Here is a 12,810-nt window from a genome sequence, read left to right on the forward strand (position 1 = left end):
AACACAAAATCAATTGATTACAATAATCCTCACAGCAAAAACCACTCCACAAAAACCAGATCATCCCTCAAAATAAAATAAACCATGAAATGATTGTGGATATACGCTTATGCAGATAATTTAAACTTGCAAAATATGGAATGCATTCTTTCTATTACAATTATTCTTATTACATGTCCAAAAGCCATCACCCAGTTCCTGACCCGGTAAATGAGCAAATTACCGCCGCTGTTGCAAGTTTACGTAAAGGTAATGTTATCGCCTTCCCAACAGAAACGGTTTATGGGCTGGGTGCAGATATTTCTTGTCCCCAAGCAATTCAGAAGATATTTGATATCAAAGGTAGACCTCCTGATCATCCGCTCATAGTCCATTTTTCCCGATCAGCTGAACTCGAATTCTGGGCGAAAAATATACCTGCAGCAGCACTTATACTGGCTAAACATTTTTGGCCCGGCCCATTAACCCTAATCCTACCCAAAAGTAGGCATGTTCCACTTAGCGTTACGGGAGGGCAAGATACGGTGGGGTTACGTATTCCCAGCCACCCGGTTGCACTCAGACTTTTAGAAGAGCTTGGTAGTTATAAAGCAATTGCCGCGCCTTCGGCCAATCGTTTTGGCTTTGTTAGCCCCACATCCGCTGATCATGTGAAAAAAGAATTTGGGGATCGTATTGATATAATTCTCGACGGTGGATCCTGTGAAATAGGTCTTGAAAGTACAATTGTCAGTTGTATCGATAAAGAAGTCGTGATACTACGACCCGGTGGAATTTCTGTTTTGTCTATTGAAAATGTGCTCAAACAGAAGATTTTTGTTCAATCTCATGGTAATTCAATTCGGACTCCAGGATCCTTAACATCACATTACGCAACTGCAACACCACTTGAAATCTGCCATGGTGAATCCCTTTTTTTACGCTCTTCCGTCCTTTTGCAGCGAGGAATACGTACAGCAGTCATAGTACGAAGTGTGCGCGAAGATTTTGCTCAAGATTCAAATAATAAACTTCACTGTGTTTTTATGCCTAATGATCCGGTTAAGTTTGGAAGAGATCTATACGCGACTCTGCGCAGACTTGATAATGAAAATTTCCAACAAATTCTAGTTGAAGCACCGCCTGATAATTTAGAATGGCTAGCCGTTACTGATCGATTAAGTCGAGCCAGCTACTCATTTCATAAACAAATATTAAAAAACAATGACTCTTTCAGCAGTCCTCTTTGATGTTGACGGCACTCTCGCAGATACCGAACGGGATGGACACCGGCTCGCTTTTAATCAAGCCTTTAATGAACTTCAACTTGATTGGCAGTGGGATGTAGACCTATACGGCGTCCTACTCCAGATCACTGGTGGCAAGGAGCGTATCCGCTTTTATCTAGAAAATTATGCACCTTCATTCCTTGACAGGAACAATCTTGATGAATGGATTACACAAATTCACAAAGTCAAAACCAGATATTTCCTTAATTTACTGAAAGAAGGAAGAATACCGCTACGTCACGGTATTAAGCGCCTATTAGATGAGTTGCGAGAAAACAATATAAGAATTGCAATTGCCACAACTACGACGTACGAGAATGTAAGTACCTTACTTCAGTGTACACTTGGAGACGATGCTCTTTCCTGGTTCGCTGTAATAGGCGCGGGAGATATTGTTCCAAGAAAAAAGCCTGCACCAGATATTTACCATTGGGTACTTAGCCAACTTAGCCTACCAGCCGAAAATTGTATTGCAATTGAAGATTCAGAAAATGGATTAAAATCCGCTACGGCCGCAGGAATTAAAACAATTATCACAACCAGTGAATATACTCGGCAGCAGGATTTTAATAATGCAGCTTTAGTTTTAGAAGACTTGGAAAGTCTAATGAGAGACTCGCATAACGAGCCATTAAGTGTCCAAACGCTTATTAATCTAAACCGAAGAACTCTAATTTGACTTGTATTTACATAGACAATAACTATCGAACAGGTAAATAGCCAAGAGGATCTACGGGCTTACCTTTTTCACGTATTTCGAAATGAAGTTTTACCACCCCACCATCGGTATTGCCCATTTCAGCGATTTTCTGTCCTTTAGAAACACTCTCCCCCTCATGCACAAAGATTTTGCTGTTATGCCCATAAGCACTCAAATAACTATCATTATGCTTAATAATGATTAAGTTGCCATATCCACGTAAACCATTACCACTATAAACCACTGTCCCAGAAGCCGATGCTAGAACCGGTTGCTTAAGACTGCCACTTATTCCCACACCTTTTGATTTTTCAGAAAATCTGCTTATTATTTGCCCATCTGCCGGCCACCCCCAATTAATTCCATTCTTATTTGCACTTATTGATTGGCCAGGATCATTGTTAACCCCCCCTCTGACACTGCCGACTTGATAAGAATCTGAATTTTTTTCAGCTAGTTTCTGGGCCGATACAGTCCTGGATTGATTATTCAGCTGATCACGAGCCGAATCCGAATAAGGCAGCAAAATCCCTCTTGGCTCCGTCTTGAAAGACTCTGATGTCTTTTCTCCATTCTCAGAGAAACCAGGTTGATAGCTACCAGCCACTACACTCATATCCTCAGGTTGAGCTATTGAGTAAAGCGTAGGTTGAGAGGCAAGGTTTTCCTGTTGAGAAACTAATCCTTGCGCAGGAAGTGTCTGCAAATAAAGCTCTTGGCCAATCCGCAACTCCCTAGGATCTGTAATATTATTCATCTCAGCCAACTGATTAATATCCAGACCATGCCTGAGAGCAATACTATACAAAGTATCACCACTTTGCACTATGTAGGTTTTTCTATCCAAAAGACCTTTTGTAGCATTATTCCCTCTATCGGAATAATGACCAAGCTGTCGCTCAACGATTGGCGCAGGGTCAGGCTTTGAAACACAGGCACTCAGGGACAGAACAAGAAATAAAAGAATTATCTGCATGAACATAGATATTTGGCTCTACGCTATCCGCCACATTTAGATTAAGCTGCTATAGAAAATAAGAAATTGAAAATTTTAGGATACAGCCAATAACATGGCTATCTCTACTCTCTGAAGATAGGTACTCCCTACCTGTTGATTATCCCGGGAAGAATCGGCACAAACATTACCTCATCCAAAATCGTTTCAACAAAACCCTCGGCAGTATGATCAATTACACAAAGATACTGCTGCTTATTTCCTTTCGGGAATACCATCCTGCCACCCATTGCCAATTGTTCTAAGAGTATCTCTGGTATCTCTGGAATAACCGCAGTCATCATAATTCCATCGAATGGACCTGCTTCCGACAATCCGCGCATTCCATCAGCATGTTTCAGGTAAATATTACGAATACCCAATTCACGCAATCGAATGCGAGTACGTGTCAACAAAGGACCTATCCGCTCAATTGAATAGACTTCATTCGCTATTTTGGCCAAAACAGCAGTCTGATAACCGCACCCTGTTCCGATTTCCAGTACTTTTCTTAGTAGATTGTCGCCGTTATTCCGTAGCAACTCACTCATACGACCTACAATCCAGGGGCTTGAGATTGTTTGTCCGTAATTAATTGGCAATGCCACATCTTCATATGCCCGGGATGCCAATGCTTCTTCAACGAAAAGATGGCGTGGAATAGAACCCATTGCAGCCAATACCACCTCATCTCTAACACCTTGCTCCCTCAAACGCTCGACCATGCGAACCCTCGTTCGCGGCGAAGTCATGCCAATACCAGAATGGCGTACACTCACGCACCAACTCCCCTTTATTATTTCTTTCCAGCAAAGAACTGGATCTAACTATTCCTACTATCTTTCATAAAAGAACCAGCCTGATAATACATCAAGGGAAAGGAGAATAACGAGAGACAACCCATTTCAAACAAATCCCAATTTTTTCACCCCAAAAACACACTTATTAAGTGAAATCATGACAACCACTAAAAAACCAGCCAGTTTTTGACATAACCAATCTGGTCATAACGCGTCAAATCTATTTGCAAAGGTGTTATTGATACCCGGTTATTCTGAAGAGCATGGAAATCTGTTCCCTCACTCGCGTCTTGGGCCGCGCCTGCAGCACCTACCCAATACACCGTTTCTCCTCGTGGAGTCCGGTATTTAATCACAGGCTCCGCTTTATGACGACGACCTAAGCGTGTTACTTCCACCCCCTGCAATTCTTCATACGGCAAATCAGGAACATTTACATTAAGCAGAATAGGAACATGAAACTTATTATCTACAAATCGTTTCACGAGATCTAAAACAATCTTTGCTGCAGTTGGAAAGTTCCCACGGGACATGCTGACTAAAGATACTGCAATTGAAGGCAATCCCAACAAAAAACCTTCAGTGGCAGCGGCCACAGTACCCGAATAAACCGTATCATCCCCCATGTTAGCGCCATCATTAATTCCAGAGATCACCATATCGGGTAGCTCATCCAACATGCCGGTTACAGCAAGATGAACACAATCTGTCGGAGTACCGTTTACATAATAGAAACCATTGTGTGATTTATGTAAGCTGAGAGGACGATCCAATGTAAGCGAATTACTTGCTCCACTACGATCACGCTCTGGTGCAACAACAGTTACATCTGCAATATCAGAAAGTATTTTTGCAAGATTAGCAATGCCTGGCGCAAAATACCCATCATCATTACTGAGCAAAATGCGCATTTCTACACCCTTAAAAATAAGTAATGTGATTAATCACCCCGCATTCTCAGAAATGACTAGCTGCTTATGCCGGATAGCAACCATGTGATAGTCACAGATACATAAAACTTGATTTTTAACGGGCTAGCCTAAACCCGAAATGAGGAATATTTTTCTAAAACTGGTCGGGGCGAGAGGATTTGAACCTCCGACCACTTGCACCCCATGCAAGTACGCTACCAGACTGCGCTACGCCCCGTATCTGTTAATTATAACAAAACATACATCAATCCAATTATTTACGATATAGACAACAACACTGTCTACCGATCAATCTAGAGCCGACGCTCCCTTGTCACATACTGGCTACAATAATTGTATCGATCCCCATAGCTCCAACAAAATCTTACAGGGTAAATATATACTCCAGTTATGCAGAATATGTCCTGATTTGATATACACATTTATCTTGTTTAGCACTCAAAACAAAATGCATTTTATCAATATAAACAGAATGTTAATTTATGTTTGATTCTCCACGATAGTTAGCTTCCACCATAGATTTAAGCTTCTGACTTGCGTGAAAAGTAACCACTCTTCGTGCCGAAATGGGAATTTCTTCACCAGTTTTGGGGTTTCGTCCCGGCCGTTGTGGTTTAGTCCTCAATTGAAAGTTGCCAAAGCCTGAAAGTTTTACACCATCACCATTTTGGAGTGCTGTGCGCATTTCTTCATAAAAACATTCGACAATTTCTTTTGCTTCACGTTTATTCAGACCGATATTTTCAAATAATAAATCAGTCAGCTCTGCTTTGGTTAAAGCCATATATCCACCCTTAAGTTAGAAAACAGAGTAAATGTCTTGAACTAACACCAAGCTTTGCCCGATTTAAGCAATCATAACGTACCAAGTGAAAGAGTGAAGACAATCGCCCATGATTCCGAAATACACGACAGATCTATACACTAAGAACTCAGGAAAAAATAAACGCTCTTCCCACCAATTCAACAGGCTAGTCTCAGCGGACAGAACTCCCGACTAGCCGCGTAGTGTTGCACCAAATTTTCGACTAAGAACATTGATCAGCCCACTTACTGCTTGATCTATTTCCTGATCTGTAAGGTTTTTTTCAGTACCTTGCAATAAAATACGGAAAGCAAGGCTCTTCTTCCCTTGCTCTAAATTTTCACCACTATATAAATCAAATAAAGATATCTCGCTGATATTTTTATCTTTTTCTGAGTTCATTGCTTCCAGTAACTTAGCCATACTTACATCATTCTCCACCACTACCGCGATATCACGCCTTACTGGCGGAAATTTTGAGAGTGCTTGCATCATCGGCAGCAAGTCGCTAGCAAGGGCTTCTATTTGCAATTCAAATAGGATCGCCGATTGCGATAAATGATATTTTCTCTGCCAACGAGGATGAAGCTCTCCTATCCAGCCAATCGGCCTCTCGTCAATCAGAATTCTGGCTGATTTTCCCGGATGAAATGCCGGGTGAACAGCTGGTTCGAAATCAATACTTCTTGGCCAAAATAAGGATTCAGCATCCATTTTGATATCATAAAAATCAACATCCCGATCCGTAACACCCCATTGCTCCGGATACACATTCCCTGAACAAAGAACGGCCAGATTCTCTACCTCTTTTTCCTCATTATCACCCTTGCTAAAACATGAACCTATCTCGAAAATCCTGACTCTGCTTTGCTTGCGATTCAGATTAAATTGTAGATTATTGATCAATCCGCCAAAAAGGCTGCTACGCATAACATCCATATGACTTGCAATTGGATTCTTCAATCTGACCGGCAAGTTATTTCCGCAAAGATCTGCTTCCCACTGAGCGTCTACAAATGTGTAATTAATAACCTCCTGATAATCCCTTGCCACCAGAATTTGACGCAATCGCTTAACGGGCGAAATACCAGTTTCTGGTTCCGTCAGCATATGTGCCGACGCCTTAGGTAACTGCGCGGGAATCAGATCATATCCATGTACACGCGCAAGCTCTTCAATAAAATCTTCTTCGATGACTAAATCGAAGCGGGATGCAGGTGGCACTACATAAAACGTATCGTCCGTAACAGAGTAACCAAATTGTAGTCGCTGAAAATATTCTGATATTAGTTCAATCCCAAAATCTATTCCCAAGATCTTTGCTATACGCTTTTGACGAACCTTGACCGCATCTCGCCGTGGTAAATCGTTACTGACCTCTACTACTGGACCTGCTTTACCTCCACATGTATTCAGAACCAGTGCAGTAGCACGCTCAAGTGCATTACGCGTCATGGAGAAATCTACCCCTCGCTCGAATCGATGCGAGGAATCCGAGCTAAAACCCAACTTAAATGATTTACCACTAATTGCAACCGGCGAGAAAAAAGCACTCTCGATAAAAACATCCGTTGTGCCTTCCTCCACCCCACTCTCACTGCCACCCATGATGCCAGCCAATGCCAAAGGTTTATTGTTATCAGCTATAACTAACAGATCTTCTTGCAAATCAAGACATTCACCGTTCAACAGTCGCAAGCGTTCATTTGCAACAGCATAACGCACACAGATCTCCTGTTCTGCTTCTTTTTCAATCTTAGCAAGATCAAAAGCATGCATCGGCTGACCTGTTTCCAGCATGACATAGTTAATAATATCAACCACCGGATTAATCGGACGCAAACCAGCTCGCACCAAATAATGATTCATCCACAGAGGAGTTTGTGTGCTGGTTGCGACACCTTTGACGATACGACCGCAGTAAAGAGGACAGGATTGAGGCTCTTCAATCCGGATTTGCAGAATATCTGCAATTTCAGGATTAACAGGTTTAATTTCTGGCAAATTGAGTTTGCCAGCAGTAATAGCAGCGACCTCGCGAGCAATACCGAACATCCCCAGGCAATCAGCCCGATTAGGTGTCAATTTCAGGGTAAAAATACTATCATCCAACCCGTCATATTCTCTAAAGCTGATACCTGCAGGCGCATTGTCTGGAAGTTCAATAAGTCCGTCAACCTCACTTTCCAACCCGAGTTCTCTGGCAGAACACAACATGCCAAAAGATTCCACACCGCGTATCTTACCTTGCCGTATATTCAATTCGGGCAGCCGTGCACCTATCAAGGCACACACTGTCTTCATTCCTTCTGCAACATTCTGTGCTCCACAAACGATTTGCAAAGGCTCATCAGAGTGGTTTCCCACATCTACCTTACATACTCTTAGCCGATCAGCATTTGTATGTTTTTGAACAGATATCACTTCTGCAATGACCACTTTGTCAAAAAAAGGAGCAACCGGCACCACACTTTCGACTTCTAATCCAGCCATAGTCAACTTGTGTGCCAGCTCTTCATCAGAGCATTGGTAGTCAACCAATTTACGTAGCCAGTTCCCGGGAAATTTCATAGCTGCAAATCCAGAGCATCAATTAAATTGTTTCAGAAAACGCAAGTCATTTTCAAAGAACAGACGCAGATCGTTAACACCGTAACGCAACATAGTTAAACGTTCGACACCCAGCCCGAAAGCAAACCCAATATTTTCTTCACTATTCAAGCCAACATGATTCATGACATTAGGATGTACCATGCCGCATCCAAGCACTTCCAGCCAACCAGTTTCACCGCAAACCCGACAACCTTTGCCATTACACATTACACATGCTATGTCCATTTCAGCAGAAGGTTCGGTGAAAGGAAAAAAAGAGGGGCGAAATCTTACTGACAAATTATCCTTTTCAAAGAAATTTCTCATAAATTCCACCAGCACGCCCTTCAATGCGGAAAAACTAACATTTTCATCTATCCACAATCCCTCAACCTGATGAAACATTGGCGTATGAGTTACATCAGAATCACAGCGATACACTCGTCCGGGAGCAATAATTTTTATAGGCGGTCGGTGATTTTGCATATAGTGAATCTGCACCGGCGATGTATGCGTTCGCAACAGCTTCCCGCCTTCAATATAGAAAGTATCGTGCATAGCACGCGCAGGATGATTCTCGGCGATATTTAATGCCGTAAAATTATAGAAATCTGTTTCGATTTCAGGGCCAGTTGCAATATTAAATCCAATCGAATGAAACAGCGACTCAATACGAGTTAGTGTTAACGTAACCGGGTGCTCTCCCCCTAACCCGAATCCACGCCCAGGCAAAGACACATCCAAACTTTCCTCGGCCAGGCGAGCCGACATATTCTTTTCATGAATTACATTTCGACGTTCAGTCAAAGCATCTTCCAACAACTTCTTTGCCTGATTAATTCGCTCGCCCATTACCCGCCTTTCTTCCGGGGTCAGCTCCTTGAGTTTTTTCAGCAAAAGTGTAATTTCCCCTGCTTTACCCAGGTATCGCGCCTTAATCTGTTCCAGGTCAACAACACTTTCCACCTGATCAAATAATTTTATTGCGGTACTGACCAAATCTTCCAGATTATTCATGGCAATGAAATGATCCACTCATAAAAAAGGGAGGTCGAGCTAACATAGTGCAGACCTCCCCTGATAAATTTGTATACAAACTACTTTTTAGTTTGCCAGGCTAGTTTTTACTTGATTGGTTATTTTTTCAAAGGCAGCTTTATCAAATACAGCCAAATCAGCTAACACTTTTCTATCAAGACCAATTCCTGATTTCTTGAGTCCATTCATAAATGTACTGTAAGTCATTCCCAACTCTCGCACTGCCGCATTGATACGCGCAATCCACAAGGCCCGGAACTGTCGTTTTCTTTGACGTCGATCACGATAAGCATACTGCCCTGCTTTCATGACAGCCTGTTTTGCAATACGGTATACATTTTTCCGTCTACCACGATACCCCTTCGCCAGCTTAAGTACTTTTTTATGGCGCGCCCTTGCCGTTACGCTTCGTTTTACTCTTGGCATTATCTATCTCCTCAGGCGTAAGGCAGCATCGCACGTACAGATGCCATATCGCTTGCGTGAACGGCAGCCACACCTCTCAGTTGCCGTTTATTTTTAGTTGTTTTTTTAGTAAGAATATGCCGCTTAAAAGCTTGTGAGCGTTTTATACTTCCTCCGGCTCTCACCTTGAAGCGCTTTGCAGCACTCTTTTTAGTTTTCATTTTAGGCATAAAACACCATTCCTTTTTTTTAATGTGAACCAAGGTGTCTCTAATTAGAAAACTTTTAAAACCTTGATATCACTTATTTTAAACAAACCAGCAAGAACCTATTCCACGGTAGGAAGAAAATTTACTACTAAGTTACGGTTTCGTTTTTTATATCCGCTTCCCGCTGCTTATCAGATTTGGCCACCTTTACCTCTTTTTTTCTGGGCGCCAGCACCATTACCATCTGCCGCCCTTCCAACCTAGGAAACTGCTCAACAACAGCATGCTCCTCAAGCTCTTCCCTTACTCTCTCAAGTAATCTAATACCAAATTCCTGATGCGCCATCTCCCTTCCACGGAACCGGAGGGTAACTTTAACCTTATCGCCTTCATTTAAGAAATTGATTAAATTCCGCAGCTTAATACCATAGTCACCCTCATCTGTATTGGGTCTGAGTTTAATCTCTTTTACCTGTATCTGTTTTTGTCTCAGCTTGGCATCGTGCTTCTTTTTGCTTTCCTGATAAAGATATTTTCCATAATCCATCAGCCTGCAAACCGGGGGCTCCGCACTTGGTGCAATTTCCACAATATCTACACCAGCCTCTTCAGCCAATTCTTTAGCTTCAACTATTGGCACTATCCCAACCTGCTCACCGTTTACGCCAATCAATCTGACTTGTAGCACCGTGATTTCATCATTAACCCTTACAGTCTTTTCTTGAGCTATGGTACCCTCCGTAAATCCATAAAAATCCTTTAACTACACTCTTTCGGCTATTTCTTTCCGAATTAAGGTAACAAAACCTTCAAGAGACATCGCCCCGTGATCATGGTTTGACCGCCCTCTCACAGTAACAGTCTGATTTTCGACTTCCTTATCGCCAATCACTATCAGATAAGGCACTTTCTGCAAGCTATGTTCTCTGATTTTATAGCTTATTTTCTCATTTCTCAAGTCCGAGCTGACGCGAATACCATTTTGTTTGAGTTCATTTGTAATTGATTGAACATAATCAGCTTGATTTCTAGAAATATTAAGTACAACCACTTGGTCAGGAGAAAGCCACACGGGCAAAGCACCCGCATGATGCTCAATAAGAATGCCGATAAAACGCTCCATGGATCCTAAAATAGCTCTATGCAGCATTACTGGGATCTTTTTCGTATTATCTTCTGCAATATATCCTGCGCCTAATCTCGCTGGCATAGAGAAATCGAGCTGCAAAGTTCCACATTGCCACTTACGTCCAAGGCTATCCTTCAAAGTAAATTCTATTTTGGGGCCGTAGAAAGCCCCTTCACCCGGTTGCAGCTCCCAATTTAATTCCTTTTGATTCAGCGCTGCAGCCAAGGCGGCCTCAGCTTTATCCCATTGTTCTTCGGCTCCAACTCTCTGGACTGGACGGGTTGAAAGTTTTATCAAGTTTTCATGGAATCCAAAATCTATATACACCTGATTTAACAGATCAATGAATTTGGTTACTTCTTCCAGAATCTGGTCTTCCGTGCAAAAAATATGAGCATCATCCTGCGTAAATGAACGAACGCGCATAAGCCCATGTAAAGCACCAGACGCCTCATTTCGATGACATGAACCAAACTCTGCCAGTCGAAGCGGCAAATCACGATAACTCCTTAACCCATGATTAAATATCTGAACATGCCCTGGACAATTCATGGGTTTAATGGCGTAATGCCTACTCTCTGACTCCGTAATAAACATATTTTCACGGAAATTTTCCCAATGTCCGGATTTTTCCCATAATGATCTATCCAGAACCTGAGGAGTACGAATTTCGACGTAACTATTCCTGGCCAGCACCTGTCGCATATATTGCTCTATTTGCTGCCATATAGCCCACCCTTTGGGATGCCAATACACCATTCCCGGAGCTTCTTCTTGCATGTGGAACAGATCAAGCTGTTTGCCAAGCTTACGATGATCTCGTTTTTCTGCTTCTTCCAGGCACCGAAGATAATTATTTTGCTCTTCGCTGCTTACCCATGCTGTTCCATATATTCTTTGCAGCATTTCATTTTTTGAGTCTCCACGCCAATAAGCACCTGCTATCTTCATCAACTTAAATACTTTGATTCTTGATGTATACGGTACGTGCGGCCCGCGACATAAATCTGTGAAATCACCCTGAGAATAAAGTGAAACAGGTTCATCATTTGGAATAGATGCAATTATCTGAGCCTTATAGTGCTCACCTAGATCCTTAAAAAAACCAATCGCTTTCGAACGATCCCACACCTTGCGCTCTATCTTCAGATTTCTCCTACTGATTTCTTGCATTCTTTTCTCTATGGCTGCCAGATCTTCTGGTGTAAAAGGCCGCTCATAAGAAAAATCATAATAAAATCCATCCTCTATAATCGGCCCGATAGTAACTTGCGCACCGGGGAATAATTCCTTTACTGCGTGTGCTAGTAAGTGAGCACAAGAGTGACGAATGATCTCCAGACCTTCAGGATCCTTATTTGTTATTAGCACCAGATCACTATCAACCTCTATCGGTTCCGATAAATCTACCAACCTCCCATTCAACTTGCCTGCCAATGCAACACGCGCAAGCCCGGGGCCAATTGATTCAGCAACATCAAGCACCGTCACGGGATAATCGAACGCTTTGTCTGTGCCATCTGGCAAACGAACAACTGTCACTTATTTACCTCATCACTTGAACAAATACATATATTAAGCTAGCTATTCGCGAATTCAAGGCAATAAGTTCTTGTGATTTACCCATTTAATTGGCAAATACCGACCACCAAGCCTCGCTATGAAAATCAGCTGAGAAAACAGCTTGTATATTCTTGCAGAGATAGTCTATTCATCCTTGTTAAATCTCTGTTCCAACAGCTTAAGTTCATTTGCGCCAGTAAAAAACCCGCGAAGTTTTCGAACTTAATCTCCGCGGGTCCTAGTTTACATCAATAAGATAGCGTGTTAATTACATTGCGCTTTACTCATCATCGCTATCGTCATCATGATTGCTAGAGGAAGCGGAGTCGCTGTCGTCAGTTGTTTCAGTTTCTTCAATTTCCACCTCGACTTCTT

General features: G+C 42.2%; 12 protein-coding genes and 1 tRNA gene. 2 read left to right on the top strand and 11 right to left on the bottom strand.

Features of this window, described 5'->3' with window-relative positions; genetic code table 11:
- Nucleotides 1–140 precede the first annotated feature (140 nt).
- Nucleotides 141–1,229, top strand: a complete 1,089-nt coding sequence (locus BM331_RS10835; RefSeq protein WP_256214901.1) for an L-threonylcarbamoyladenylate synthase — start codon at nt 141–143, stop codon at nt 1,227–1,229.
- On the top strand, nt 1,204–1,947 hold the full coding sequence (locus tag BM331_RS10840; protein WP_074929485.1) for an HAD family hydrolase: 744 nt from the start codon (nt 1,204–1,206) through the stop codon (nt 1,945–1,947). Before BM331_RS10835 ends, BM331_RS10840 begins: the two co-directional genes overlap by 26 nt.
- Nucleotides 1,948–1,969: 22 nt before the next feature.
- On the opposite strand, the gene BM331_RS10845 is transcribed toward BM331_RS10840, so the two are convergent.
- The 11 genes from BM331_RS10845 to thrS all read right to left on the bottom strand — a co-directional run bounded on the left by BM331_RS10845 (nt 1,970) and on the right by thrS (nt 12,414).
- Entirely contained in the window at nt 1,970–2,950 is a 981-nt protein-coding gene (locus BM331_RS10845; protein ID WP_074929486.1) for a peptidoglycan DD-metalloendopeptidase family protein, read from the bottom strand.
- Nucleotides 2,951–3,072: 122 nt separating this feature from the next.
- On the bottom strand, nt 3,073–3,741 hold the full coding sequence (locus BM331_RS10850) for a protein-L-isoaspartate(D-aspartate) O-methyltransferase (RefSeq protein ID WP_074929487.1): 669 nt from the start codon (nt 3,739–3,741) through the stop codon (nt 3,073–3,075).
- A 188-nt stretch (nt 3,742–3,929) separates the two neighbouring features.
- Nucleotides 3,930–4,673, bottom strand: coding sequence for a 5'/3'-nucleotidase SurE (gene surE, locus BM331_RS10855; RefSeq protein WP_074929488.1), 744 nt, complete (start codon nt 4,671–4,673; stop codon nt 3,930–3,932).
- A 161-nt stretch (nt 4,674–4,834) separates the two neighbouring features.
- Nucleotides 4,835–4,911 (bottom strand) — tRNA-Pro (locus tag BM331_RS10860).
- 258 nt (nt 4,912–5,169) lie between these two features.
- Entirely contained in the window at nt 5,170–5,478 is a 309-nt protein-coding gene (locus BM331_RS10865; protein ID WP_074929489.1) for an integration host factor subunit alpha, read from the bottom strand.
- Between the two features lie 213 nt (nt 5,479–5,691).
- On the bottom strand, nt 5,692–8,070 hold the full coding sequence (gene pheT / locus BM331_RS10870; RefSeq protein WP_074929490.1) for a phenylalanine--tRNA ligase subunit beta: 2,379 nt from the start codon (nt 8,068–8,070) through the stop codon (nt 5,692–5,694).
- Nucleotides 8,071–8,088: 18 nt separating this feature from the next.
- Nucleotides 8,089–9,108, bottom strand: coding sequence for a phenylalanine--tRNA ligase subunit alpha (gene pheS, locus BM331_RS10875; RefSeq protein WP_074929491.1), 1,020 nt, complete (start codon nt 9,106–9,108; stop codon nt 8,089–8,091).
- Between the two features lie 87 nt (nt 9,109–9,195).
- Nucleotides 9,196–9,555: a 50S ribosomal protein L20 gene (rplT, locus tag BM331_RS10880; protein WP_074929492.1), complete on the bottom strand. Its 360-nt coding sequence runs from the start codon at nt 9,553–9,555 to the stop codon at nt 9,196–9,198.
- Between the two features lie 11 nt (nt 9,556–9,566).
- Nucleotides 9,567–9,764: a 50S ribosomal protein L35 gene (gene rpmI, locus BM331_RS10885; protein WP_074929493.1), complete on the bottom strand. Its 198-nt coding sequence runs from the start codon at nt 9,762–9,764 to the stop codon at nt 9,567–9,569.
- A 127-nt stretch (nt 9,765–9,891) separates the two neighbouring features.
- Nucleotides 9,892–10,473 carry a translation initiation factor IF-3 gene (gene infC / locus BM331_RS10890; RefSeq protein ID WP_074929494.1) on the bottom strand — a complete coding sequence of 194 codons (582 nt, stop codon included), beginning with the start codon at nt 10,471–10,473 and terminating at the stop codon, nt 9,892–9,894.
- A gap of 33 nt (nt 10,474–10,506) precedes the next feature.
- Nucleotides 10,507–12,414 carry a threonine--tRNA ligase gene (gene thrS / locus BM331_RS10895; protein WP_074929495.1) on the bottom strand — a complete coding sequence of 636 codons (1,908 nt, stop codon included), beginning with the start codon at nt 12,412–12,414 and terminating at the stop codon, nt 10,507–10,509.
- Between the last annotated feature and the right edge of the window lie 396 nt (nt 12,415–12,810).

The sequence above is a fragment of the Nitrosomonas eutropha genome, assembly GCF_900116685.1.
Lineage (GTDB): Bacteria > Pseudomonadota > Gammaproteobacteria > Burkholderiales > Nitrosomonadaceae > Nitrosomonas > Nitrosomonas eutropha_A.